The 26,508-nt window shown below is 57.1% G+C and carries 22 protein-coding genes; 10 read left to right on the forward strand and 12 right to left on the reverse strand.

The window, feature by feature from the left end; translation table 11 throughout:
- Positions 1-48: 48 nt before the first annotated feature.
- On the reverse strand, positions 49-1,560 hold the full coding sequence (locus ACN0T5_RS00600) for an alkaline phosphatase family protein (RefSeq protein ID WP_417766671.1): 1,512 nt from the start codon (positions 1,558-1,560) through the stop codon (positions 49-51).
- On the reverse strand, positions 1,553-2,347 hold the full coding sequence (locus tag ACN0T5_RS00605) for a DeoR/GlpR family DNA-binding transcription regulator (RefSeq protein ID WP_417766672.1): 795 nt from the start codon (positions 2,345-2,347) through the stop codon (positions 1,553-1,555). Before ACN0T5_RS00605 ends, ACN0T5_RS00600 begins: the two co-directional genes overlap by 8 nt.
- 435 nt (positions 2,348-2,782) lie before the next feature.
- On the opposite strand from ACN0T5_RS00605, the gene ACN0T5_RS00610 reads away from it, so the two are divergent.
- Genes ACN0T5_RS00610 through ACN0T5_RS00635 form a run of 6 tightly spaced genes read left to right on the forward strand, consistent with a single transcriptional unit; the run spans position 2,783 to position 8,873 of the window.
- Entirely contained in the window at positions 2,783-3,409 is a 627-nt protein-coding gene (locus ACN0T5_RS00610) for a CDP-alcohol phosphatidyltransferase family protein (RefSeq protein ID WP_417766673.1), read from the forward strand.
- 34 nt (positions 3,410-3,443) lie between these two features.
- Entirely contained in the window at positions 3,444-4,268 is an 825-nt protein-coding gene (locus ACN0T5_RS00615; RefSeq protein WP_417766674.1) for an NTP transferase domain-containing protein, read from the forward strand.
- A gap of 22 nt (positions 4,269-4,290) precedes the next feature.
- Positions 4,291-5,184: a GHMP kinase gene (locus tag ACN0T5_RS00620; RefSeq protein WP_417766675.1), complete on the forward strand. Its 894-nt coding sequence runs from the start codon at positions 4,291-4,293 to the stop codon at positions 5,182-5,184.
- Between the two features lie 50 nt (positions 5,185-5,234).
- Positions 5,235-6,809 carry an asparagine synthetase B family protein gene (locus tag ACN0T5_RS00625; RefSeq protein ID WP_417766676.1) on the forward strand — a complete coding sequence of 525 codons (1,575 nt, stop codon included), beginning with the start codon at positions 5,235-5,237 and terminating at the stop codon, positions 6,807-6,809.
- A gap of 54 nt (positions 6,810-6,863) precedes the next feature.
- Positions 6,864-7,910 (forward strand): glutamate cyclase domain-containing protein, encoded by a 1,047-nt coding sequence (locus tag ACN0T5_RS00630; protein WP_417766677.1) that lies wholly within the window; start codon positions 6,864-6,866, stop codon positions 7,908-7,910.
- Positions 7,911-7,928: 18 nt separating this feature from the next.
- Positions 7,929-8,873 (forward strand): DMT family transporter, encoded by a 945-nt coding sequence (locus ACN0T5_RS00635; RefSeq protein WP_417766678.1) that lies wholly within the window; start codon positions 7,929-7,931, stop codon positions 8,871-8,873.
- Here the strand turns inward: ACN0T5_RS00635 and ACN0T5_RS00640 are convergent.
- The 6 genes from ACN0T5_RS00640 to ACN0T5_RS00665 form a co-directional block, all read right to left on the reverse strand.
- On the reverse strand, positions 8,862-9,734 hold the full coding sequence (locus ACN0T5_RS00640; RefSeq protein ID WP_417766679.1) for an ABC transporter permease: 873 nt from the start codon (positions 9,732-9,734) through the stop codon (positions 8,862-8,864). The two genes, ACN0T5_RS00635 and ACN0T5_RS00640, sit on opposite strands and share 12 nt — an antisense overlap.
- Entirely contained in the window at positions 9,731-10,669 is a 939-nt protein-coding gene (locus ACN0T5_RS00645; RefSeq protein ID WP_417766680.1) for an ABC transporter permease, read from the reverse strand. The genes ACN0T5_RS00640 and ACN0T5_RS00645 overlap by 4 nt, the downstream gene beginning before the upstream one ends.
- Positions 10,666-11,673 (reverse strand): ABC transporter ATP-binding protein, encoded by a 1,008-nt coding sequence (locus ACN0T5_RS00650; protein WP_417766681.1) that lies wholly within the window; start codon positions 11,671-11,673, stop codon positions 10,666-10,668. Before ACN0T5_RS00650 ends, ACN0T5_RS00645 begins: the two co-directional genes overlap by 4 nt.
- Positions 11,666-12,493, reverse strand: a complete 828-nt coding sequence (locus ACN0T5_RS00655; protein ID WP_417766682.1) for an ABC transporter ATP-binding protein — start codon at positions 12,491-12,493, stop codon at positions 11,666-11,668. The genes ACN0T5_RS00650 and ACN0T5_RS00655 overlap by 8 nt, the downstream gene beginning before the upstream one ends.
- 68 nt (positions 12,494-12,561) lie before the next feature.
- Positions 12,562-14,103: an ABC transporter substrate-binding protein gene (locus ACN0T5_RS00660; protein WP_417766683.1), complete on the reverse strand. Its 1,542-nt coding sequence runs from the start codon at positions 14,101-14,103 to the stop codon at positions 12,562-12,564.
- Positions 14,104-14,131: 28 nt separating this feature from the next.
- A complete protein-coding gene (locus tag ACN0T5_RS00665; protein WP_417766684.1) occupies positions 14,132-15,736 on the reverse strand; it encodes a sulfatase-like hydrolase/transferase in 1,605 nt (534 codons plus the stop codon).
- A 96-nt stretch (positions 15,737-15,832) separates the two neighbouring features.
- Between ACN0T5_RS00665 and phnF the strand changes: the two genes are divergently transcribed.
- From phnF to ACN0T5_RS00680, 3 genes are read left to right on the forward strand one after another with little or no spacing between them, the layout of a single operon-like run.
- Positions 15,833-16,636 carry a phosphonate metabolism transcriptional regulator PhnF gene (phnF, locus tag ACN0T5_RS00670; protein ID WP_417766685.1) on the forward strand — a complete coding sequence of 268 codons (804 nt, stop codon included), beginning with the start codon at positions 15,833-15,835 and terminating at the stop codon, positions 16,634-16,636.
- A gap of 26 nt (positions 16,637-16,662) precedes the next feature.
- Entirely contained in the window at positions 16,663-17,742 is a 1,080-nt protein-coding gene (locus ACN0T5_RS00675; RefSeq protein WP_417766686.1) for a DUF917 domain-containing protein, read from the forward strand.
- Positions 17,739-19,295, forward strand: a complete 1,557-nt coding sequence (locus ACN0T5_RS00680) for a hydantoinase/oxoprolinase N-terminal domain-containing protein (protein ID WP_417766687.1) — start codon at positions 17,739-17,741, stop codon at positions 19,293-19,295. The genes ACN0T5_RS00675 and ACN0T5_RS00680 overlap by 4 nt, the downstream gene beginning before the upstream one ends.
- Positions 19,296-19,854: 559 nt before the next feature.
- On the opposite strand, the gene ACN0T5_RS00685 is transcribed toward ACN0T5_RS00680, so the two are convergent.
- From ACN0T5_RS00685 to ACN0T5_RS00700, 4 genes are all read right to left on the reverse strand, one after another.
- A complete protein-coding gene (locus ACN0T5_RS00685; protein WP_417766688.1) occupies positions 19,855-20,304 on the reverse strand; it encodes a VOC family protein in 450 nt (149 codons plus the stop codon).
- A gap of 234 nt (positions 20,305-20,538) precedes the next feature.
- Complete coding sequence (locus ACN0T5_RS00690; protein WP_417766689.1) at positions 20,539-21,804, reverse strand: dihydrolipoamide acetyltransferase family protein; 1,266 nt, start codon at positions 21,802-21,804, stop codon at positions 20,539-20,541.
- A gap of 3 nt (positions 21,805-21,807) precedes the next feature.
- Complete coding sequence (locus tag ACN0T5_RS00695; protein ID WP_417766690.1) at positions 21,808-23,901, reverse strand: alpha-ketoacid dehydrogenase subunit alpha/beta; 2,094 nt, start codon at positions 23,899-23,901, stop codon at positions 21,808-21,810.
- Positions 23,902-24,089: 188 nt separating this feature from the next.
- Positions 24,090-25,019 carry a LysR family transcriptional regulator gene (locus ACN0T5_RS00700; RefSeq protein ID WP_417766691.1) on the reverse strand — a complete coding sequence of 310 codons (930 nt, stop codon included), beginning with the start codon at positions 25,017-25,019 and terminating at the stop codon, positions 24,090-24,092.
- A gap of 278 nt (positions 25,020-25,297) precedes the next feature.
- On the opposite strand from ACN0T5_RS00700, the gene ACN0T5_RS00705 reads away from it, so the two are divergent.
- Positions 25,298-26,503 carry an ABC transporter substrate-binding protein gene (locus ACN0T5_RS00705; RefSeq protein WP_417766692.1) on the forward strand — a complete coding sequence of 402 codons (1,206 nt, stop codon included), beginning with the start codon at positions 25,298-25,300 and terminating at the stop codon, positions 26,501-26,503.
- The last annotated feature ends 5 nt before the right edge of the window (positions 26,504-26,508 follow it).

Below are 26,508 nucleotides of genomic sequence, written 5' to 3' on the forward strand. Positions count from 1 at the left end.
CACATGCCGTCCGCACCATCCGCAGCCGGCTACGCGAAATCTTCGCTCTCAGGCAGCCACGACACCCCTTTGGCCATCCACCGCCGCAGCCTCCGCCCACCCTTCGGTGAAATAGGATGCATACCCGAACCTTGAGACTTCCAGGCAAGTAGACCTGCCGTTCCGGGTCGCACTGACACGAACCTGCTCCGGCTGTCCGGCAACGGCTTCGTCGGCCATGATCTCGTTGATGACGCGTCCGCTCATGCTGGTTGGGACCGCGACACCCAACAGTTCAAGAATGGTCGGCGCGACATCGCAAATACCCGTGGATTGCTCGTTGGTTGCGTTGGTTTTGAACCTTTCGCCCTCCGCCAGCAGCAGGCATGACAGTTCGTCCCTGTGCAAACCACCGTGCGTCCCGCAACCGACGGCAATCTCGTAATTGCTCACATCGCACCAGGCAGAACCTGCAATACCGTTGGTATTGCAGGTCCCGTCCGCACCCAGATTGATATAGAGGTCCGGTGAGCGCGGATGATCGACACCCAACATCCGGAGTGAGATCGTTCCCTCCACAGTGCCGAGTTCGGCTCCCGGAGACCCACACCGACTGAAGGCTCCGCCAAACCATGGTTTTTCGGAAACAAAGTCGAACACTTCCTGCATGTGCCCGGGATCGTCGTTTGCAAACCACAGCCCCGCCGCCCTGCCCGGACAAACGAGAATGTCCACCCCGTCACCAAAGCGATGACCGGCCTTGAACCCCGCATCGTTCAGTTCGTCACGTACCGATACGGTTCCCGAGATGGTCACATGGCCATGATCGGAGGTGACAAGAAGAGATATGTTGCCAGCGTCCGGCTGAGCCATGCGCCATTCCATCAGGCGGCCAAGCGCGCTGTCGCATTGACGCATCGCGACCAAGTGCCCCTCGTCGCCCAAACCGTACCGGTGTGCGGCACTGTCTGCTTCCGTCAGCCAGATGATGGCAACGTCAGGATCGTACTCGCGCCAGATGGTTCTGGTAAAAACGTCCAGCGCCGTTTGAATAGACAACTCGCGGCATCCATCAAGCGGCACGCCGTGTGTCGCGGACAACGAGGCGGCCAACTTTCGAGGGAAGGAGATTTGCGGGTGCCGCACATTGGCGCCCACATGCCCAAAATCGCCCCCCTTCCAGTTGAGCGCAGCCAGCGACCCCTGGCCGCTTGAGGTAATCACCGCCAGCCTCTTGCCCGCGTTCGAAAGTATTTGCGGAAGGCCAAGCACCGTCACCATGCCATGATGAAGCTGCCTTTCCGCGGATTGCCAATGCCCCATCAGATGCGTCTGCGTCGGCTCTGCGGATTTCCCGCGCGCAAAGAACTGGTTTCCCAGAACCCCGTTGGCAGCTGGCGGAGCGCCGGTTGAAAGCGCCGTCAATGCGCCCCGGGTTTCACTCGGAAACACGGTCCGGTGGTTTGCACACCATGCACCCCTGCCCCGGAGCTCCGCGAGGTTCGGCATGGTGCCTGCATTCACCATGTCCGGACGCAACCCGTCGATGCCGACGACGATAACGCGGTGCCGCTCAGCCACAGGGTCTCTCTTCCAATGCCGGGTGTTCGGCGCCCGCCTCGTCGACCTCCCGTTCGTGCCCGGGAAAAACAACAAACACTCCGGCATCGGCCAGCTTCTTCGCGATCGGATCAGGAGGCGACTTGTCAGTGACGAGAGTTCCGATTTTTTCAAAAGGTATACTGCAATAATTGCCTGCGGCGCCGAATTTACTCTGATCCGCAACACAAATAACTCTTCGTGATCGCTCGGCGATTTTCTGCTTGAGTCGCTGATAGTATTTTTCAGCCTCCAGCATCCCGTGATTCACATCGAGGCCGAAAACACCGATTACCGATGTGTCGAAAACGCATTCCTGAATTGCATCCAAGACCTGCTGCCCCTCCAGCGCACCGTTTTCGTAGGAGTAATCTCCCCCGGTCAGGGCAACCTTCTGCTTCGCCGGGCCATGAAGGGCTTCAGCGATCATCGGCATGTTGGTAAGAACGGAAAGGGTCGGCCCGCGGCTCAACTCGCGCGCGACCTCCAGCGTCGTGCTGCCGCTCGTCATGAAAATCCACTGATCCGGCTCGAGCAGGGAGACCACCAGTTTCGCGATCTGGCGTTTTTGGTCGCCATACGCCTGCATTCTCGCGGCAACAGGTGCCCTGCGACCAGCGGGCAATGCCCCCCCGTGCACCCGATGGATACGGCCTGACTTTTCCAGGTGATGAAGGTCACGACGGATCGTTTCCGTCGACACACCGTAGCTTTCGGCGATCGTGCTGATTGTTATTCCGTTTCCGGCGTCAATCAGTTCTGCAAGCATTTGCTGCCTGCTGGCTGCGGTAAGTCTCAACATTCCACCCGGCCCAGTCATATCGATAGGGCAATCCATAAAGACGGAATGATTCAGCGATGTGACGATATGTGGCTTTTTTTGCCTTTCTGAGGCCTTCGCTCAGATGAGCCGCAAGGATCGATATCTCCAGTAGGGCGCGGCAAGGTTGTCCCGGCTTTCATATCGACGGCAACTTACACAGGTGATCATTATGCAATCATTGGTTTAATGAATGGAAACACCAATCCGGTGAATAGCTCCGATAGGAGATAAAATAAGCATGTATTCCAATTAGTTATTAGGCATTCAATTTCTCTATGAACTCAATTTCAGGTTGACTAAACCCCATCCCGCCACCCAGTCTCCATGACAGATTGATGACGTTTCGATGACAATTTACACCCGGACCGAAGGCGAAACGAGATGCGGCTCCGCAGTTCCCTCCCTATCCTCGGCGCGTTGGAGGATATACCGAATCTGATCACATTCGCCGGTGCACTCGCGGCAATGGCCGCTTGCTACTGCGCGCTCCAACGGGAGTTCAACGCAGCCCTGGTCTTGGCTCTTTGGGCACATGTTGCTGATTCTCTTGATGGATTGGCTGCACGCAGACGCCCCGGACGAACGGCATCTGTAAAGCAACTCGGCAAACATCTTGATTCCCACGCCGACCTGCTGTCGGGCGGCGCATTTCCGCTCGTATTCCTGATAACAGCCGGAAACGGCGAACCGGTCGCGGTGTTGGGCGGTTTCCTGTTGTGTGCCGCAGGTGTTCTCCGCTTGAGCTACTTCGACGTGCACGGTCTCAGCAGCGGGGCTTTTGTCGGCCTGCCGCTTCCCCATAACGCATTGGTTCTGTGCAGTGTCTATTGGTTTTCCCTGGCCGCCCCGGAAGATTTTCGGCCCATTTTACTCGGAATTTCCGCCATTTTGACCGCAGCACTGCATGTTCTTCCCATTCCATTTCCTAAAATGAACAACACCGCAATTCTCGCAAGCGTTGTCCTTGCAATCGCGTTGTCCCCGATTCTTGCCGGTTTTGGCCGCTGACAGGCGAAGTCCGGTTGACGCAAGGAGTTTCCCGATGATCGACCACGTCCCTTGCAAATCCCGAGTCAAGCTGCGGTCCGAACCGGACCACGCTCATCGGTCGGCGGGCGATCAAGGGCCGGTCCGGTCCGCCATCGTGACCGCGGCAGGGCTCGGATCGCGCCTTGGTATCCTTACGAGGAACCAGCCGAAAGCCTTGGTAGCCGTTGCCGGTTCTCCGTTGCTTGTTCGGCTCGCAAACCAGCTCGAGAATGCGGGCGTCAGGGAGTTGACCGTCGTGCTCGGCTACCGAGGCGAACAGATACGCCAGGCCATCGGGACCGAATTGGGAGCAATGACGGTCCGCTACGTGGAAACCCCGGACTACGAGACAACGAACAATATTGCCTCCATCGCAAGAGTTCCTGCACAGACACGCCCTGTCGTCATTTCCGACTGCGACGTCTTTCTGTCCGAATTGCCGCCAAGCTGGATGTGCACCGCGGGCATCGACATTCTCGTACCGACACGGCCTTTGGCAGCGGGCGAGGCCGGTACCGTTCTTCGCCCGGAGAAAGGCGGCTGGCGCATGCTGGTGCTGCGAGACGTCACCGAGATCCGCTCCGGCGACCGAAAAACCATCAGCCTCTACCTGCTTTTTTCCGCCAGCCTCCTGAACCTGTTCTTCAAGGGCGTGGCCGAGGCAGTCGCGGCCGGGTTCACAGAACGTTACTACGAAGACGTCCTGGCCGATCTCCTCACGGACCATTTTTCCATCAGCAATATCGCTATCGAAGAGGCGGACCTGTCCGCCTTCGAAGTCGACAGGCCGTCAGATCTTCAATCCGCAGAACGCTGGGCTGCCGCACAAGTTCTCTGATCTGGATCCTGGAGGAAGAAACATGTTCGCAAGCGCTACCGCAATCGCACACCACGGGGAAATCATACAAGGCACCTTTCATGACGCCGCGGGCCGGCTCCATCGCGGTCTGGTGACATTGCCCTTCACGCCCAAGCACACAACGGCTTTTGCGCAGCTTACGGAAAATTGCGGGAGCATTTCTGTTCAGCCACCCAGCAAGACCAAGGCGCTTGGCGCCGTCCGGCTTCTCCTGAAAGACCGGGGCTACACCGGGTCCGGGCTGCAGATTGTCCTCAGGTCGAATATCCCCTACGGCTTCGGACTCGGATCGTCCACGGCGGACATTATCGCCGGCCTGAACGCAACAGCTCGACTTTTGAAATTTCCCCTGAAGAAGCGCGACTTGTTCAAGATCGCTGTACGGGCCGAACAGGCAAGTGACGGAACCATGTTCCTGAAGCGGCCGCGGATGGTCTGCCAGCGCGAGGGAGAGGTTCTCGAGCGTTTCAAGAACAGCCTCCCGCCCTTCTCTCTTATCAGTGTCAACGCAGATCCCGACAACCCGGTGGACACCTTGAAATATCCTCCGGCGCGCTACCGCCGCGATGAAATCGCGGAGTTCGATGCCCTGAGGGGCCGTTTGAGAACGGCACTGGGAAAACGCGATCTGCGCCTGCTCGGCGAGATATCGACCCGCAGCGCCATCATCAATCAGCGGTACCTGCCGCAACCGCATTTCGAGGACATTCTGATGATCGCCCGAAATGCCAAGGCTGCCGGGGTTCAAGTGGCCCATAGCGGCAGAATGATCGGCATCATGCTGCCGCCGGACGCACACTACACGCACAAGTGTGTCCGAACAATTCAGGCGGACCTCCTGGCACTTGGTCTCTTTCCCGAATTCCATCGGACACCGCACCCGTTCGAAGGTTGAGCGGCACGCGACCCTGCCACGCAACTGAGCACCAACAAAGGACAAGGACCATGAGCGGCATTTTCGGTGCGGCCGGGAGCAACCCGAGAGAAGTCGAGGACGCCCTACGCACGATGCGCCATCGTGGAGCACTTATCAAAAGTGGCTCGGCAGGGCCTTTCGTGGTGGCCAGCATAAGCGACGATCCAGGAGACTTCTTTTCGGGTTCGACATTGGTGGCCGCACTTGCAGGAACCTGTTTCGGTGACGACGGGAGAATGACCGCCGAGGCCTTCGCGCGGCACTATCAGAAGGCCGGAGCTCTCGATTTCTCCAATCACAGTGGACATTTTGCGCTTGCGATCGCGGACGGCGCACACGACAGGCTCATTCTCTACCGGGACGCCGTGGGCATCGCCCCCCTTCATGTCGGCCGAGGCGATGGGCGGATCATTTTCGCAAGCGAGTACAAAGCGATCCTTGCGATAACTCGCAAGCCGGAAATCGATACACAAGCCGTGAGCGGGTTCCTGAAAACCGGTTGGACCCCCCCGGGCCGGACCTTTCTTGAAACCATCCGCCCGGTTCCGGCCGGCCACGTCTGTCATTTTCGACAGGACCAAGCGATCTGCAATCACCGCAGCTCCAGACGAGTTGAAAAAACAGAGAAACCGGCTGATCCAGTTCAGGCCGTTGCGGGCCTGCTGCGGAACTCCGTGGACAGGATGTCCACGGAGTGCGACGCCACCGAAGCCGGCCTGATGCTGAGCGGCGGGGTCGACTCCGCCCTGATTGGCGGTCTGCTCAAGCAGACACTTCCCGGCAAGACGCTACGGTCCTACACGGTGGGCTACGGCGACGATGATCCCGAGATTCAAGGTGCCCGCGATACAGCGGACACCCTGGGGTTTCAGCACACCGAAATCTTCCTGAAACCAGCCGATTTCGACAGACTGATGCCAAAGGCCGTTGCAGCGATGGAAAACCTTGGTGGCCACGATGAATACCCTTGCCTCCTCGCCGCGCATGAAGCGGCCTTCGGCAAGATAGACGTCATGTTTTCCGGCAATCTGTCCGACACCCTTTTCGCGGGCATGAACGAACACCGGCAGATATGGGAGCGGGGAGATGCGGGCTCCCGCGGCGGCAGCAAAGACGGAATGCTTCTTTCGGCTGCCCTGCACAAGTCGCTGATGGTCAGGGACGAGCGCTTGAGCGCGCAGGAGATGTTCGCGGCCCGCTTCGGGCTGTCAGCGAGAATGCCCTATGCAGACCCTGACCTGATATCGCTTGCACTCGGCCTTCCCGACAGCTGCAAGGTATCCGCCCAACGCAACAAGATCGTACTGAGAGACGTGGCTGCGCGCACCCTTCCTCTCTCGATCGCCAATCGCCCAAAAGGCATACAGCAGCTGCGCTATGATGAAGTATTACGCGACTGGCTTCTGTATCGTTTGTCCCTGGCGACAAACAATCTTGTCAAGACGGAACTGCCTTTCACCCATTCGCAGATCAACGCTGTTCGCGATGAACTCCGTTCGCATATCACCACGCAGACCGTGCACGCGGCGTGGAACGTGGTCGCCGTGGACTTCTGGATCAGGGAATTTGTTCAGTCGGCACACCATGATTTAACGGTCACCTGAGATTAAAAACAGAACTAAAGCAATTAAAACACCACAATAAAGGTATACTTTGCCATGTCATACTTCAATTATTTGAATTTATCCCCATCGAAGGCAGATCTGATAAACAGTCTAGGAACGACCCTCGACAATCTGATGACAACTGATCTCAACATGACCGGGAGAGCGACAATATTCTACAAAGAATGTCGCAAGAATTCCAACGCGCCGCTGTCGACTTCAATTGCCTCAAAGGTCATTTCCGGCCTGGAACAAAACAACTCGCTCCTGTTCGTCACAGGCTGTGCAGTTCGTCCCGAAATCGATCTCAGCATCGGCGAACCGGACGGACCCGTTGGTGCAGCCGCGATCGCGCGGTCAGCCTATTTGTCCTCAGGCACGTTGAGCGTTGTTGTTACCGCCAATCCACTGGTTCGACAGGTAGCGGCTACATTCAAAGCGGCAGGCGCCGTAGTTCTGGAAAACGATGCCCCGTTTCCACCCCAGACAAAGCAAACCGATGTTTTTCTTGTCAAGATAATTGGGCTTGATTTCGATAGAAATATTGAGAGAGAACTTCTTGACGCGCTCAACAACGTTCATCCGGGCGCAGTCATCGCCGTCGAGCACTTGGGGCTTGCGACGGACGGTCGCGGGTATTTTTCATCGGGAAGGCCTTTCGAACACGGCGCCTTGCAGACCACAGCTCTCTTCAAGGCAGCAAAAGACGAAGGCATTCCCTGCGTAACATGTTTCGACAACCCCAATGAGGTCGGCACGGCCAGCCTGCATTCGGAAACGACAAAGCACCCTCCGATATCGACCGATTTCGAGTTCCTTCTACCTGGAACCAGTGCGAACTGGGCTGCCAGCGCGCTGGCCGCCGCAATCTCAGCCCTCGCCGTGTGTCCACACGGAGCATTCACAGAAAATCTTGATGTAAAAAGCACCGAAGCGGCGCTTCAAAATGGCGCCATTGATCCATTCAGTGGATTGGCCGATGCATCAACTGGAAATGATACGATCGAATACCCCTATCACTCAAATATAGTTGGCCTAATGGCCCGCGCTGCCTCGGGATACATTTCAGCCGTTGGTTATCTGTCTGACCACCACCCCTGATCACCAAGGTATAAGGCGATGAACCCGGAACCGATTGTATTCTCGAACAAGATGAAGGCGATATCGGCGATGTGCATATGGTCGATATTGAGTCCTCTCAATGGAATGTTTGTAAAGCTTGTTCCAGGAAACTTTTCCAGCATTTTTATTATCGAGATTTCTCTCTCAATTTTCTTGGTTCCCGGACTTATGCTGGCGATATCAAGCTTCGACAAAATTACCTTGAGAGAAAAGCGTGCAATCTGCATTCGTGGCAGCGCATGTTTGGCGTCAATCGCCGCAACCTTCCTAGGCGTTCGAAGAATAGATTATACGACGGTTTACTTCCTGGTTATGCTGGGGCCGCTAATTGCATCATTGGCTGGATCATTCGTTTTTTCGGAAATGGCTCAGAAAAATCAACTGATAGCCTGCATATTTACAATAATAGGCGCTTTTCTGGCACTCTCCCCTCAATTCGAATACTCCATATTCGAAATATCCATCATGTTACTCGTAGTTGCAACATCGACCACACTGACGTTGTCGTCTCGTTACGTTGGGCGTTCTTCCAACGTTTTGCGAAACACTATTATATCTCTATCTATCGCCGGTTGGCTGATACTTCCATTCGCGCTTTTTCAAACTCCAGAGCTGGAGTTTTCAACATGGCCGATATTGGCCGCAGTTTCGACGACGAACTTCCTGGCAATTCTCATGGGAGCCTATGCTTATGAGAAATCGACTATTTCATCCAATGCACCATACGAACTCCTCAAAGTCGTATGCGCAGTTCTTTTGGGCGCCATCATCTTCGGAGCAGTGCCCACAATTCCGGCATTATGTGGAATAGCGATCATATTTCTCACATCAATCGCAGTAGCCGCGAGCGATCTGTCTGTATTTCACGAGTTAAAATGTTTTCTCCGGAAGAAATCAGAGCGGCGGGTGAAGACCCGCGCATATCATAAATCAAGATCTTGAATCGAGTGCATCACGCAGCCAGTCACCGATCACGGTAGCCGCCAGGCTTGCAAACGCGATGACAAGGCCCGGGACCACCGCAATCCACCAGGCGTTCACCAGATAATCCCTTCCCTCTCCCAGCATGGTCCCAAGGCTCGTGTTGGGAGGCCGAACACCGAGCCCCAGAAAGCTCAATGTTGTCTCGAGCAAGAGGGTTTCGGGAAAGTTCAACGTAAATGCGACAATGAGGGCGCTGCTGACATTCGGTAGAATATGCAAGGCATAGATGCGGAACGTACCGCCCCCAATGTGCCTGACCGCCGCAACATACGGCTCTTCCCGAGCCGCGAGAGTTACACCCCGGGCGATCCTCGCGTATCGCTCCCAACCGAACAGCCCGACGACGGCCACGAACAGCCAAAAGTTCCCTCCAAAGAATGCCACGACAGCCATGGCAACTATGATGAATGGCAAAGCGGCCTGAACGTCGACCAGCATCATGATGAAATCATCCACGATGCCACGGCAGGCCGCAGCTATCATTCCAAGAGACGTCCCGATTATCGCACCAATTATGGTTCCGAGAAATGCAACAAGCATACTTGTCTTTATTGAAAGAAGAATTCGCGCAAGCATATCTCGACCGAGTTGATCCGTCCCGAGAACGTGCTCAAAGTTTCCGCCAAAAAGAACTGGCGGCAACAGCCTGGCTCTCAGATCGCTCGTCAGGGCATTCTCTGGCGTGATAACTGCCGCAAGCAATCCCAGAAGGAATAGTAGTAGAAGCCATCCTGCCGCGATCCACACCGAAACGGGGACGGATCGGCCCGAAGACCGGCGGTCCGTTGCGTCCAGACGACCAAGGCCCCACGCTGTCACTGTTTGCTCCTGCTACCGGAGGTTCCGCGGATCCTTGGATCCAGCCATCCATAGAGAAAATCGACCAGAAGGTTTGCGCAAATCATCGTGGACGCGATCAGGAGAACGATCGTCTGAACAACGGCCAGATCACGTGTCGATACCGCCGTTACAGTAAGCCTTCCAATTCCCGGCCACGCAAAAACGGCTTCGGTCACGACTGCACCTGCAACCAGGCTGCCCAACAGAAAACCGACCACCGTGACTGTCGGTATGGCGGCGTTCGGAAGAGCGTGCCGCAAAATCACGGTAGCCTCGCTCAGCCCTCTGGCCCTGGACGTGCGGATATAGGGCTGCTTCAAAACATCAAGCATTGCCACCCGGACGAAACGGGTGATGACGGCAGCTCCGGACGTTCCGATGGTCAGGACAGGCATGATCAGATGCCACCAACTATGGCTTCCCGTACTTGGCAATAACTTGAATTGCATGGACAGAAACAAGATAAGAATAATACCTAGAAAAAAATTTGGAATGCTGTATCCAATGACAGAGATCGCCATGATTGCGCGATCTATCCAGGTATTATGATTGAGCGAGCTCAGAATCCCGAGCCAAACACCTAAAATTATCATAAAGATGAATGAAGAACCCAGTAGAATCATGGTCTTGGGAATACGCTCCGCCACCACCTCCATAGCTGGCCGGCCGTCAACGAACGAGTATCCAAAGTGGCCCTGCGCCACTGTCCCGACATAAGTCAAATACTGTCGCCCCAGGGACCTGTTCAGCCCCCATTTGGATCGAAACTCGTCGACCATTTGCGGCGTCGCGTCCGGCGGCAGGAAAGTCAGTGCAGGATCGCCCGAGCTGCGCAGAATGCAGAAAGTCAGCGTGACAACTATGAACAAGGCGACAAACGTGCGCAGGAGTTTACCGGCAATGAGCGTGATCATCCGGTCAGCTCCTGCATTTGCGGTTGCTCCGAAGCCGAGAAGTCATAGTGGCAACTGATGGCGTGTCCTGCGCCGATCGCAAGAACGGGCGGGGCGTGCTCCCTGCAAAGTGGACCGGCTGAGGGACATCTTGGATGAAATGCGCAGCCGCTTGGCCGTTGAAGCGGGTTCGGCAACTCGCCCTGCAACGTCGCACGCTTTCGGCGAGGTCCTTCACGTCGCGGAGCGGCACGAAAAAGCGCTCTCGTATAGGGGTGAGAGCGCCTGCCGCCAACCTGATCTGCAGGCCCCAGCTCGACGATCTTTCCAAGATACATGACGGCAATGCGGTGTCCCATACGCGCCGCAAGATTGATGTCATGTGTGATAAAGACGATTGATACACCGGAATTGCGCTGTACTTCGTTCAGGAGATTAATAATCTTCGACTGAACGGTAGCATCCAACGCCGTGACGGCTTCGTCACAGACCAGCAGTTTTGGCTGCAACAGCAGCGCCCGGGCTATTGCAGCCCGTTGAAGCTGGCCGCCCGAGAGCTGATGAGGAAACCGGGTCAGGACGGAAAGAGAGAGACACGTTTCTTCAACAATAGCCCGCACGCTCCCGTCGATATCGCAGTTGGACCCGAAATGTATCCTCAGCGGCTCTGCCAATGAGCGCCCGATCGACCAGCGCGGATCAAAAACCGATCCCGGGTTCTGAACAACCGGCTGAACGAGACGGGCCCTTTTTTTTGATGAAATCCTGGAAACATGCGCGCCATCAAGTGTAACCGCCCCGGCACTTGGCGACCGCTCTCCAATCATCAGCTGGCCAAGACTTGTTTTTCCGCTGCCGCTTTCTCCAATCACAGTCAGGGTCTCAGACGAGTTCAGGGATAGCGATACTGCATCAACAGCTCGCAGGCGTTGCCTTGCCTGAAACAGGCCCGGACGCACCATGTAGTCGAAGCCGGCCTCATTGACCTCAAGGAGCGGGCCGATCTCTCGTGACTGCTCACCCATGTGCGCCGCTCCCCTGTGAAATATGTCGATTGGGGTGCGGCAAGGATTTTACCAGGGAGCGCGCGTAAGGTGTCGACGGTCTATGGAACAGGTCGGCACATTCGGACGTTTCTACAATTGTTCCGCGTCTCATGACGGCAACCCGATCCGCAATATCCGCGATGACACCAAGATCGTGACTGACGAAAATTACGCCCATTCCTTCCCGTGTCCGAATTTCATCTATAAGATCGAGAACCTGAGCCTGGACCGTTGTATCAAGCGCGGTTGTAGGCTCGTCAGCGATGAGGAGTTCCGGGCGGGCCACCAAGGCAAGAGCGATCATTACTCGCTGACACAGCCCACCGGAAAGTTGATGGGGGTATTGCGCCAGACGGCCCGCGGGATCCCCAACTCCGACCGCTTCAAGCATTTTCGCAACCTGCCGCCGAGGGTCTTCGGCCCGCTTCACCCCGTGCTTGCGCAGAACTTCATAGAAATGGGCTCCGATCGTCCTTACCGGGTTCAGGCAGTCCCGGGGGTTCTGAAACACGGCGCCTATTTTTTTCCCGCGCAGGTCACGCAGTGACCCCGGATCATCAAGGAAAAAAGTACGGCCGGAGAACCGCAAGGTTCCACGCGTTTTCAATGAACCGTCGATCAACCCCAGCAGCGCCAGGCAACTCAATGACTTTCCCGAACCAGATTCTCCCACCACCCCGAGCACCTCGCCGGGGTTTACGTGAAAATCGACACTGTTTACCAGAATGTTTGGCTCTGAGCCGCCGGGTTGGGCATCAGTAAAAATCGACAGATTCTTGACATCCAAAATAGTATTCATGGACATACCAACATATGTTCAATCTCCGCGCAGCGTTCCGCCACACGGAGATCGCGTTGATGTATTGATTATTTTCTTGTTCCGGCATTTTCCCGGCGGAAGTCCATGTACGGCAAGGGATAAGGCTCCCAGTACAGATCATCACGGATCCCGTAGAACATGCCCATTGCATGGACGACCAGCGCCGGCGGATCGACCTCGTGGAATATATCCAGAGCTTCGCGGTGCAACTCGGCGCGGATCTCGCGATCAAGTTCGGTTTCGAGAATTTTGCCGATTTCCGCAAACCGAGCGTTCGACCACGTTTTCGCAGATGATTGGATAAACCCGGTGGGACCATAAAGCGGCCACAGAGAACCAAGCATGTCCGGGTAGTTCATGTTGATCGAACCATTGAACGCCGCATTGATCGGTTGATCGAGAACCTGCCCCCAACCATCGACAACCCGCAAGTCGACATTCACTCCCACGGCGCGCCACATATCGGCAACCGCTTGAGAGGTCAGAAGTTCGCTCGTGTAGTAGCCCGCTTGAGTACGATAGACGATCGGGGAACCGTCATATCCGGCCTCCCTCAAGAGCGCCTTTGCCATTTCCGGATCATAGCGAGCTCCCGGATAGTCCGCCGCGTACAGATCTCCATACGCTTTCCATTGAAACCCGTTCGGCACCGGCACCTTTCCGGAAAAGATCGTGTCGGCGATCAATTGCCGGTCAATCGCAAGGCCCAGTGCCCGGCGAACTTTGGGATCCGCCAGCCAGCCGGAATGCGTTCCGAGATTGATTACCCTGTGATTGACGATCGCATCGCCAACGACCGAAACGCCGTCGGCGGCTTCGATTGTATCGAACTGGTCCGGCTCCACCTCTGTGATGATGTCGAAGTCCCCGGCAATCAATCCCGCAATTCGCGCGGCGGTCTCCGGGACGATTTGAAACCGGAGGCTGGCAAAGGGCGGTTTTCCGCCCCAATAGTCATCGTGAGCAGCAAGCGTGAGATGGTCGCCAGCGACGTAGGCAGCCACCTTGTATGGTCCGGTTCCCACCGGCGCGAGCGCCCAGGCTTCCCAGCTTCCGGCCTTTTCGAAGGCCGCCCTGGAGACAATCTGGGAAGACCACCCCGCCAGCCGCTGCTCAAGAAGTGGATCCGGTGCTTTCGTTTCAATGCGCACCGTATATTTGTCCAAAGCCTCAACATTCGAAATCGTGCCAAGATAGGGCCGGGTAAGCGCATAACCAGGCGAACCTTCCTCGGACATATGAACAGGCCCGTAGGAAAAAACCACGTCCTGCGACGTCATTTCCGAACCGTCGTGGAATTTCACACCTTTGCGCAACTTGATTTCAAGCGTTCTGTCGTCGAGACGTTTCCATGATTCAGCCAGTCCGGGTTCAGGCGCCCACCCATTCTTGAAGTCGATCCTCATGGGAGAATCGAAGACGTTATAGAGCGTTCTCAAAGACACGTTCCGGCTGAACAAGACAGGATCCAACTGCGGCGGATTGTCCTGCACAGCGATTACAATGTCAGGCCTGTCGCTGGCGGAAACAGGACTTGCCACCAGGGCCACGACAATAGCTACGGCACCCAGTACCTTGGAAATGTACATAATTCGATTTCCTTTCCGAAACTGAACTTCAAAAAGAACTTTCCGAGGTGGAGGCATGGTGCTCTCGGGAAGGGTCTCGTTCATTTGGCCAACCCACGAGCCCACCCTTCGACGTACAGACCGTGGTCAGTGTTCGGTCGGCACTCGAAATCTTCCAATTCAGCATTGCAGACATTGAAGCGATGACATCTTCGCGTCTGTCAGGATCGCGGGCACAGTTACGTGTCTCATCCGGATCTATTTCCAAGTCGAAAAGAATTGGCTCGAAAGCGGCAAAGTGCACATACTTGAAGCGCTCACCACGAAGAACCGAGGCGCCGCAATAGTCAGCGTCAATGCCAAGAGACTCATGCCATCCGGATCTGAGATCCCGGAAATCCACTTCCATGAAGGCATGGTCTCTTATTTTGGGTACCGCCCCTGACAACAGCCCATTTAGCGACCGTCCGTCACATTGACGCGGAACCGGCGCTCCGATGAAATCCAGCGCCGTCGGCATGATATCAACGTGTTCGGTGAAGCAATTGAGCACCTGACCACGCAAAGCATCGGCCGAAGGCCGAGGATCCCGAATGATAAAGGGAACATGGAACGCGCCTTCGAAATAGCTTTCCTTGCCAAACTGATAGTGATCCCCAAGCATCTCTCCGTGGTCGGAAGTGAATACGACCAGCGTATCCTCCAACAAGTCGCAGTCTTCCAGACAGGACATCAAGCGACCGATATTGTCATCGATCTCCTTCATCAAACCACGGTAGACGGCACGTGCATTTCGAATGGCTTCCAATGGAAGATCTGCGGCAAGACCCTTGAGCCCCTGCAACGTTTCACTGGCTTCCGTTCGCGACAACAGATGCGCGAGGACTGGATGGCTTGCAGCCTCATGGGTCTTGCTGCCTGCCCGGACAGGGTCCGCCATTGCCGCAGGGTCCGCGAAGCTGCAATAAGGTGGTGCGGCGGACAATGGCGGATGCGGCTTCCAGTAACCGACGAACAGCGACCAAGGCTGATCTTGTCTACCCCGGATAAAATCAACCGCAGCGTCCGTCATCCATGCCGTGTCCGAATGGTCGGCACAAATCGGCGACGGCTTGATCCCGCGCTCCGTGACCGTTTCGCTCCAGATGTCGAAAGGATTGTCCGGAAGTACATATCCGAGCGTGCGAAGATAACCGAAATACGCCTCGAACTCCGGTTCTTCGAAGGAACGCACCGGAACGAAGCCCGGCATGTTTGCGCCGTACATCGAAAACCTGGGATCCTTTGGCGAATGTGAATGAGGATCCGGAATCCAGGACGTATAGCCAACAAGACCGGTCAACATTCCGTGTTTTCGAAATTCCAGTGCGAGGTTTGTCTTGCCGTCCCTCAACGGAACTCCGTTTTGCACCACCCGATGGTTCATCGGATACTGCCCGGTAAGCATAGACATACGCGCAGGCCCACAAGGAGAGGCATTGCAATAGTGCCTTGCGAGCAGCGTTCCCTCACTTGCGAGCCTGGAGAGGTTGGGCAACTCCATATCGCCCCCCCAACCTGACGGCAGGTGATCTCCACGCCACTGATCTGCAACAATCAGCAAAACATTTTTTTTCGTCTTTTCCGGCATTTTTTTCAACAGCTTCTTGCTCACCTGTCCGGACAACCGTATATTCAATAAACAAACCTGTGTGACGCCGTTGTGACGGTGAGGCGGGCAAAAACGTCGTTCCATTCAAGGTCGGATTATATGGGTCATTCTATCGTTTCAGCTCGACGGCCAGGTCTGTCTCTTTGGCGACAGATAACAGACGCACTGTCGGCGGAGATCGAAGAGGGGTCTCTGCCTCCGGGAAGCGCAATTCCCTCCGAAACCGAACTCATGGCCCGCTTTGAAGTCAGCCGGTTTACTGTTCGGCAGGCCGTTTCGAGGCTGAAAGAACAGGGACTTGTGGAAACAGAACAGGGACGAGGCGCATTTGTGCGCGGGCCGGTGGTTCAATACACAATTTCAGAGCGCGCACGCTTTGCGGAAAACCTGAAATGTCAGGGTTTCAACCTGCGCAACGAATTCCTCGCCTCAAGCAAGATCCTTCCGAGCGAGGACGTCGCCAACATTTTGAGGCTAGGTCCCGGGGCGGAGACGTGGAGAATAACCGCCCTTTCATTTGCCAACGATGAACCGCTTTCTCTCGGACGCATTTTCCATCCTGCAGAACGTTTCCCGGACATTCTGGACCGGCGAAAAGAAACGGCGGATATGAAATTAGTCTACATGGAGTACGGGGTTGAGACGTATTTTCGTCAGTCAACCTGGATCTCAACACGTATTCCAACGGAGCATGAGGCGTATTTACTTCAAATAGATCTCTGTGACCCGGTAATTGTTTCTCAAAAAGTGGACGTGGACGTCGATGGAGTGCCCATCGAATACAACGAAACAATATTCTCCGGCAGAAAAACCAGGCTTCATTTTCCAAACCCAATCAAGCTTGAGTCAGACCCGCGAATTTCGCCGCCTTCCATTTCGAGAACAGTCCTCGACTCCATGTAGATTTTCTCGCTTGTTTTAAGGGCATCATGTTGAAAACGATCACTTCCGAAGAAATCGACTGTCTAGCGCTGGGAGCGTGGATCCTTGGCACAGGAGGCGGTGGCAACCCTGAGCCGGGACGCCTCATCATGCAAAATCTCTACAAGGAGGGCACGCGTGTTCAACTGATAGATCCTGACACCATTCGCGACGACGCCAGTATAGCAACCGTCGCGAGCCAGGGCGCGCCGCTTGTAAGTCAGGAAAGGTTCAAGGATCCAAAAGTAATTGCCCGATCGGTCGAACTGCTCGCCAGACATCTTGAAATACAATTTTCCTGTTTGATGGCTCTGGAAGTGGGGGGCAGCAACGCCTTTTATCCGCTTATGGCAGCTGCCGAGCTTGGTCTTCCGGTCGTTGATGCCGACTGGATGGGTCGGGCCTATCCGGAACTCCAGATGGCCGGCATGTGCCTCAGTGACATCCCGCCCTTTCCGCTGGTCAGTGTGGATCCGCGCGGGTTCGAGACAGTGATTACCAACGCGACAGACTGGAAGCGGCTGGAAGACATAAGCCGCAAGATTTGTAGTGCATATGGATCAACCGCATCCATCTGCCTTCCACCGGCCACCGGCAAACAAATGAAGAACAACGCCGTCCCAAGAACGCTTTCGTTCGCCATCGAGATTGGCGCCACTGTCAAATTGGCGAACAGTCGCAAGGAAAGTCCGATCGAAGCGCTTCTTGCACTGACCGGCGGAACCCTTCTGTTTCAGGGCAAGGTAACAGATGTCGAGCGACGGCCGTCCGAGGGGTTTCTTCGAGGCAGTTTGACGATCACCGGTTCTTCGGATTTCACCCACCAAAATCTTCAAATCGAATTTCAGAACGAATGGTTACTCGCACGGTCGGATGAAGCACCCGTTGCAATGTCTCCGGACCTTATTTGTCTTCTCGATGAGGTTACCGGGGAGGCGATCGGCACCGAAGCCGCGCGGTACGGGCAACGCGTTTGCGTAGTCGTCATGCCTCCACCTGACATCTTCTGCACCACCGCAGGTCTTGCCCTGGTGGGACCCAGAGCCTTCGGGTTTCCCTTGGATTATTCATCGGCGTTCTCGACATGATCAGGATCGGCATCGACGTCGGCGGAACAAACACGGATGGTGTAGTTCTATCATCGGCGAACCAGGTTCTTGCCACGGCCAAAACGGCGACAACAGAGGACGTCACCGAGGGCATTTCCTCAACACTGGACGCCCTTCGGCAAGAAACCATTTCTAATGGCATCACGAAGAATGAGTCCGTATCGACGGTCATTGTCGGAACAACCCATTTCATCAACGCAATAGTCCAGCGGCGTGACCTTGCGCCAGTCGGCATCTTGCGCATTGGGCACCCCGCCTCCAGGTCCATTGCTCCATTTTCCGGCTGGCCGGCCGACCTTGTTGAAAAGGTAAGAGGCAGGATCTGGAATATTGAAGGCGGGCATGAATTCGACGGTAGTATCTTTGCGAAACTTGATGAACGGGCAATTCAAAGTGCCGCCGAAGAAATCGCCGACCTTGGGCTAGGTACAATCGTTGTCAGCTCCGTCTTTTCGCCCGTCAACCCTGAACACGAGATGATTGCTCGTGACATTCTCGCAAACACCGTTCCTCATGCCGATATCACGCTCTCGTCCGACCTCGGCCGTATTGGTCTTCTGCAACGTGAGAACGTGGCCCTCCTGAACGCGACCCTCATACCGCTTGCTCGCAGGGTCTGCCAGGCCGTCGTATTGGCGACAAGGGCCAATGGAATAGAGACCCCCGTTTATTTCAGCCAAAATGACGGTACCATCGCCAGTCTTGAGTCGGTGGTCCGGCAACCGATATATTGCTTTGCTTCCGGCGCTACCAACTCCATTCGTGGCGCTGCACTTCTTGCCGACGTCAAGGACGCCATCGTTGCCGATGTTGGCGGCACCACGACGGATGTCGGACTTGTACAAAATGGACTTCCGAATGAAACCAACACGGTATTCAGAATCGGAGGCGTTCCGACCATGTTCCGTGTACCCGACGTCCTGTCGGTGGGCCTCGGCGGCGGAACCATCATTCACGAAAACGATCGGCGGTATGGCCCGGAATCTGCCGGCTATTCACTCACGACCAGGGCAAGAGTATTCGGTGGCGATGTTCTGACCGCCACCGACTTGGCCGCCCTCCAGGGACTAACCAGCCTGGGAAACCGTGAGCTGGTATCAAATGTTTCCCGACAATTGGTTGCGGACTTCACCGAACACTGCAGATCTCTGATTGCTGACACGATCGACAAGGTTAAAATCAGGGCTGGCGCACTCCCTTTGGTTGCTGTGGGAGGCGGTGCATTTCTTGTTCCCGATGACATAGAAGGCGCCTCGCATGTGATGCGACCGAAACACGGCGAATGCGCCAACGCCATCGGCGCGGCGATGTCTCAGGTGTCTGGAGAGGTCGACCAGATTTTTCACAATGTACCCAGAGCCCAGGCGATTGGTACGGCCAAGGAAATTGCAAGGGAAAGAGCCGCGGCAGCAGGCGCGAAGGCCTCCAGCGTATCCATTGCGGAAATAGACGAAGTCCCGCTTGCCTATCTTCCTGGAAACGCACTTCGGGTCCGCGTGAAAGCAATCGGCGAGATGGTGTTCGAAGCGTAGCACAGGGCCCAGTTCACCAACATGGACTGGGTGTCATTCCTCGCGGCTCACAACTTGAAGCACTCCATGAGCCGATGCGGAAACCGTTACGACAACGCCGTCGTCGAGAGTTTCTTCAAGACCGGTTTCAACAAGACGGTGATGATGGCGCAACTTCACGCCGAGACGTCCACCTCCCGCTCACGACTGCCATTGATCTTGAGCCAAAGAGGCTCAGACATGCTACTCGCCAAGCCTCTTGAGCGTCTCGGCATGCTCGACGAAGAGGATCTAAAGATAAATCATTTAACATAAGTCACACCAAATCATGACCAGCGGATTATTATTAGATGACGATGCCATCAGAACGATTTATATTTTGGAGATTTGATTATTTACTTCCTTCGCCAGACATTTTTCCACATCAAGACCCAGAATATATTTTTAACAATTAATCACTATCAAGATCTGCGAGATGCGCAACCATGTCCGATACGGGCGCACGACAGGATCGCGAGAGCGGGAGCGCCCCGCCCTCACAAGCAATGCTGTTCCGAATTGGCTTCGTACAGAGGCCGCCTTACTGCGCCGACGGCTGCTGGATAAGTTCCAGGATAAGGCCGTCGAGCGCACAACGCAGGTAAACGATGCGCGCACCCTTGTTCGGGCCTGCATTGATCACCGCGATCTCGCCCACTGGCTCAAGCGACCAGCGCGCCGCCCGCTCCATGGCCGCTTCGATGTCGTCGACGTTGAAACCAAGATGCAACGACCCCAGATCGCACGCGCGAGGACGATAGTCCCCCCGCTGCTCCGGCCCGGAGTAGCACAGGAGCTCCACCGTCGCGGTTCCATTGCGCATATAGGCGGTTTCGACTTTGGCCCCTGCCACGCCGATCACCCGCGAAATCACGTCCGGATCGCGCGGCTCGCGAGAAATCGTCTCGAACCCGAAAACCTCCCGAAACATCGCTTCGGAGTGATCGAGGTCAGCCACCGTTATGCCGGTATGATTGAGAGTAACACTCATTTCAAACGCTCCCCTGGAGCAATTCCGGGAAACCGGAAACCGGTTTCTCGTCCGGAATTGCGCAAGTCAAAGTGATAGAGGATTGGAAGCCGGTGGCTTCCACCGGAGATGCTCCAATGTGTGCGAAAGAGCGACCGGCTCCCCGGACACCGTCACACCTGTGCTTCGCAGGCAAGCGCCTCGCTCCCGGGGAACGAGCTGCCAGCCAGATCCGCGACGTGCTCGCCGCCCCGATCATACTGCCAGCAGCAGCGGCGCCTCGATCTGCTCCCTGAGAGCCTGCAGCACGCGCGCGCCCAAGGCCCCGTCGATCGCCCGATGATCGACCGACAGCGTCAGCCGCAGTCGCCGTGTTTCGACCGGAGCCCCGTCCTTCAGGGCCAGAGCGGTTTCAATCGCACCAACGGCAAGGTTCATGCTCTGCGGCGGGTTGATGATCGCCGAGAAGGCAGAGACGCCATACATCCCGAGATTGGAAATCCCCGCAAGGCCTCCGGCATACTCATGCGGCGCCAGTCGTCCCTCACGCGCCTTGCCAATGGCCTCGCGCGCAACAGCCGACAGAGCCCCGAGAGACAGCCTGGCCACATCCGGCAGGATCGGTGTGATCAGCCCTTCATCGAGCGCAACCGCAAGACCGAGATCCACGGTCTTATGGCGCAAAAGCCCCTCGTCCGTCCAGGTCACCATTGCCTCGGGCGTGCGGGCAAGCGCTAGCGCATAGGCCTTCATGACCATATCGTTCACGGTGATACCGGTTGTTGCTCCGGAGGCCGCAAGCGTATCGTTCAGATTCTTACGCAAAGCCAGCATCGCGCCGGCATCGCAGCTCGTCTCGAGATAGAAGTGCGGAACACTTTGCTTGGACGCAACGAGCCGTTGCGCAATTGTCCGACGCATGACGCTATGCGGCTCGACCGCCGCTCCGGGATCCGCAGAGGTGAAAGCTACCGGCGAAGCCACGGAAGGTTGCGCCGATGTCCGGTCGGGCGCGGCCACTTGCACGGATTGCTGTTCCGCTACCGGCGCCGGCATCTCCGCTGCGTCCGCGACCGCCCTGTGAATGTCCGCAGCCACGATACGGCCCTTCGGGCCGCTGCCCCGCAGTCCTTCGAGCGATACGGCGTATTCGCGCGCCAGTCTGGCCGCCAGAGGCGAGATCCGGCGGACCGGCTCCAGTTCCTCCGCCTCGCAAGCATTGGAAACAGCCGTCTGTTCCGGTTCCGCCTCAGGAGAGGTTTCCGCCGGAGCTGCGCTCTTTCCATCGCCGAGAAGACCGATCGGGGTTTCGACAGGAACGTCCGGCGTTCCGCCTTCGACCAAAATTCGCTCCAGGACGCCGTCTTGGGGGGCTTCGATGTCCAGCGCCGCCTTGTCGGTCTCAAGCTCCGCCAGAATATCGCCCTTGCGAACGACTGCCCCCTGCTCGACATGCCAACGCACGAGTTTCCCCGAAGCCATGGACGGAGAAATCGCCGGCATCAGGATTTCGACAGCCATCGCTCAGCCCTCCCCTTGTCCGGGAGCGGGGCGATTGCAGATACGGCGGGCGGCATCGACGATCGCTGCCGCCGTCGGCATCACCGCCCGTTCCAGCTTGTCGTTGTAGGGCATCGGCATTTCAAGCGCGCCGAGCCTTTCGATCGGAGCATCGAGCCAGTCAAAGGCGTCCTCGGTGATCTGCGCCGCGATTTCGCCGCCCAGACCGCCCGTGCGCCAGGCCTCATGGACAATCAGACATCGGCTTGTCTTCTTCACCGACCGCACGAACGCGTCCATGTCTAGCGGGCGCAGGCTGCGGGGATCGATCACCTCGGCGCTGATACCTTCACGCGCCAGGCTCTGCGCGGCCGACAACGCCCGCTCGACCATGGCAAGTGTCGCGATGATCGTGATGTCCGTTCCTTCGCGCTTGATGTCGGCCTTGCCGATCTCGATTTCGTAAGGCGCCTCGGGGACCGGCGAAGCGCCCCCCAGATACAGAAGCTTGTGCTCCAGAAACATGACCGGATTGTCGTCGCGGATCGCGGCAATCAGCAGTCCCTTCGCATCGTAGGGCGTCGAGGGCGCCAGCACCGTCAGCCCGGGGATATGCGCGAACCAAGCTTCCAGAGACTGGGAATGCTGGGCCGCCAACCGGATTCCCCCGCCCTGCGGCCCACGGAACACGACCGGCACCCTGGCCTTGCCGCCGAGCATGAAACGCAACTTGGCCGCCTGATTGACGATGGGGTCCATCATGAAGGTGACGAAGTCGAAGATCTGGATTTCGGCGATGGGCCTGCGCCCGGACAGCGCCGCCCCCACCGCAGCTCCTGAAATCACGCCTTCCGAGATCGGCGTATTCATGACGCGGTCCGGGCCGAAACGGTCGAAAAGACCACGTGTCACGCCAAAGGTGCCACCTACCGGACCGATGTCCTCCCCCATCAGAAAAACGCTGTCGTCGCTCTCGATCGACTGGGAAATGGCTTCGTTGATGGCCTCCACATAGGTCAGTTCCCGATTACCGGGAGCCGGAGGCGAGACGGGCGTGCGGCGCGGGGCCAGAACCTTGTCGAAGACCGCCTCGATTTCCGGTTCGGAGTCCGCCTCTGCCCTGCGGATCGCCTCTTCCACGACCTCGGCAGCTTCTGTTTCCAGATCCTCGAAGGCGGCACCGTCAACGTCCCAGTCTTCGGAAAGGCGCGCCTTGATGCGATCCAGCGGATCCGCATCGAGCCATTCCCGCACCTCATCGTCCGTGCGATAGCCGAGCAGGTTGCCCCGGACGGAGTGATCGCCGTGGCGATAGGTCAAGCCCTCGATCAGCGTCGGACCTTCTCCGGCACGGGCCCTTGCGAGAGCCTCCTCCACGGCGGCATAGACGGCGACCGGATCGTTGCCGTCGATCCGCTCCCCCGGGATGCCGTAGCTGGCCGCACGGCCTGCAACGGACCCGCCCGCTGTCGCCTCGTCGAACGGCGTCGACATGCCGTAAAGGTTGTTTTCGCAGAAGAAAACGATCGGCAACTTCCACAGCGCCGCGAGATTGAGCGATTCGTGGAAAATGCCTTCGTTCGAGCCGCCGTCGCCAAAGAAGGCAATGCCGGCATCATCCGAACCGCGCTGCTTGGCAGCCAGCGCGGCGCCAACCCCAAGCCCCATGCTGGCACCGACGATACCGTTCGCACCCAGAATGTTGAGGTCCACATCCGCGACATGCATCGACCCGCCGATGCCTCCGCAAATCCCTCCGACCTTGCCGCACAACTCGGCCATCATGCCGTTGATGTCTGCGCCCTTGGCGATGCAATGGCCGTGTCCCCGGTGGTGCGTCGTGATGAAGTCGCTGCGACGCAAGGCAAAACATGCCCCGGCTGCGATTGCCTCCTGCCCGGCCGAGGAATGCGCAGTTCCCTTAATCACTCCTGACTTGAACAGCTCTTCCGTCCGGGTTTCGAAACGACGGATCAGCAGCATCGTCCGCGCCATGGCAAGCATGTCATCGCGACCCGGCTCGGGCACGTTTCGGTTCAGACGCCTTGGGTCGGCAGCCTCGACACCGGCACGCAGGGTCAGATCGCCGGAAACGGCGGGAAAGGCATTGGTCGCCACGTTTTCTTCCTCCCGGATGACAGAACCGCCCCTCCTTCGGGTCGGGTCGTTTCCGGGCAAGCAAGCATGTTCGCCCCAGGAGAACAAAATCAATGCGGATATACCTGAAATAGCTTTTTGTTATTCCTGATTTTTCGTCATCGAATTTGTCTATGCCAAACCGGGCGCGAAGGGCACAAGCCGCAACGTCAATTGTCCGGCGGAAACTCCGCCGTCACCCACACCCCCTCTTCGACGAGACCGCGCATCCGCGTAAAAAGCAGGTTCGTGAAGACCTGCATCGCGGCGGTGCGTGGCCGATCGCGCGATGTCGCGACCACCCAGGGCCAGCGGATTCCGGCAATCGGTGCAATCGAAATTTCGCCCCGGCGATACGCTTGATGACAGGCGCTGTAGGGCAGGACGCTATAGACTCCCCCCCGCGTGACGAGATCGATGATGATCGAGTTCGTCTCGACTGTAATGGGCGGAACCCGCCCCGTGTCAGAGGGTGTGAGCATCTCGTCCACGACCCGGCGCAATCCGTTCTGGCTCGGCGTCAGAACCATATCCAGTTCGCCAAGAGCGGCCACCGACACCGGACGATCCATCTCCAACCCTCCAGAGACCGAAGAGAGGAGAACAAGCGCTTCCGAACACAAGGATTTCCTGTCCAGTCCGCGCGAAGCGCCATGGTCCGAGTAAAGAGCGAGGTCCACCTGCCGCGTCACGAGCGCCTCCCGCACATTGGCCGAGGTCCCCTCCTGTATCTCCAGACTGACCTGGGGATGAAGGCGATGGAACTCCGCCGCGATCTCCGCTACCAGGAGCCCCCGCAAGGAGTAGGCGGACGAGATGCGCAAGGTCCCGGTCGGCAGGGCTTCGGCCGCCAGAATGTCGTCCTTGATCAACTCCAGATTCTGCATGAGGCCGCGCACATGATCGAGCAGCCTCTGTCCGGACGGTGTCAACGCCACGCCACGCGGGCGGCGCTCCACGAGCTGCGTGCCCAGTTCGTCTTCCAGAAGCTGGATTTGCCGGCTCAATGCCGGCTGCGAGATATTCGCCCGCTCCGCCGCGTGGGTGATGTTGAGCGTGCTCCCCACGTGCATGAAATATTCAAGTTGCCGAAATTTCATGTCCCCCCCGTCCTCCCGCCACGCCGAAATGTCTTCCTATTATGGATCACATGTCAATTATCTATTTTACATATGTCTGGCAGATGCCTAGCGTTTGTCAGGAGACGTCAAGGCATTTGCCGGACGTCCCCAGCCAAGTCGCAGTATTCGGGAGCATCTGCGCACTTTCCTAAACAGCAAGAACCGATTCCCTTATTTGGAGGAGCCGAGACAACTCTCTCCGAGGGCCGGATCGCTATTGCGTGTTCCAGAAAAAAACACAACCGGGAGGAGTAAAAGTGAACAAAATCCGTAACTATGCGCTTGCACTAATGGCAAGCACGATCTTCGCCTCACCCGCCGCCGCACAGGAAAAGCAGGTCCGCATCGCGCTGATGACCGACCTTGCCGGTGCAACCGCCGACTATGGCGGCCAAGGCGCCATTGAGGCGGTGAAGATGGCGATCGAGGACTTCGGCGGCAGCCTGAACGGCCAGTCCATCCATGTCGACTTCATCGACCATCAGAACAAGCCTGACATTGCCGTGACCAAGGCACGTGAAGCCTATGACACCGGCACGGACATGATCATCAACCTGTCGAACTCGGCTGCGGCTCTGGGCGTGATCGAGATTGCCAAGGCCAAGGACAAGGTCGTGATCGTCACCGGCGCGGGGTCTGACCGGATCACCGGCGAAAGCTGTTCGGCCAATTCCCTGCATTTCGCATTCAACTCGTATTCTCTGGCCAACTCCCCTGTGCAGGCGCTGGCTGCCAGCGGCAACGATGACTGGTTTCTTGTCGTTTCCGATTTCGCCTACGGTCTGTCCGTGGAAGCCGCAGTGACGGATGCAATCGGCCAGGTTGGCGGAACGCTCAACGGCACCGTCAAGCACCCGGCCTTCATGGCCAGCGACTTCTCGTCCTACGCCTTGCAGGCCCTCTCATCCGGGGCCGAGGTCATTGGCCTGTCGAATTCCTCGTCCGACACGACCAACACGATCCGCGCGCTGAAGGAATTCGGCCTTTCCGACGAACAGAAAATGGTGGCCTTCACCCTTTTGATCAACGAAATCGACGGTCTTGGCCTCGACCAGGCGTCAGGCCTCCTGTTCGCCGACGGCTTCTACTGGGATCGCACCGATGAAAGCCGCAAGTGGTCAAAGCGCTTCTACGAGCGGGTCGGCAAGATGCCGAACATGGTGAACGCGGGCGACTACTCCGGGACCTTGCACTATCTGCGCGCAGTGGAGGCCGCCGGCAGCACCGATGCCGAAACAGTTCTGGCCAAAATGCGCGAAATGCCGATCAACGACGCCTTCGCGGAAGGCGGCCGCATCCGGGAAGACGGCATGATGGTGCACGACATGTTCCTGGTGCAGGTCAAAACGCCGGAAGAATCCAAGTATGACTGGGATTACCTGAAAATTCTTGAGACGATCCCGGCGGACGAGGCGTTCATCCCGCTTGAACAGAGCAAGTGCCCGCTGGTCGGCAAGGGCTGAGAATC

It is taken from the genome of Stappia sp., assembly GCF_048261845.1.
Classification (GTDB): domain Bacteria; phylum Pseudomonadota; class Alphaproteobacteria; order Rhizobiales; family Stappiaceae; genus Stappia.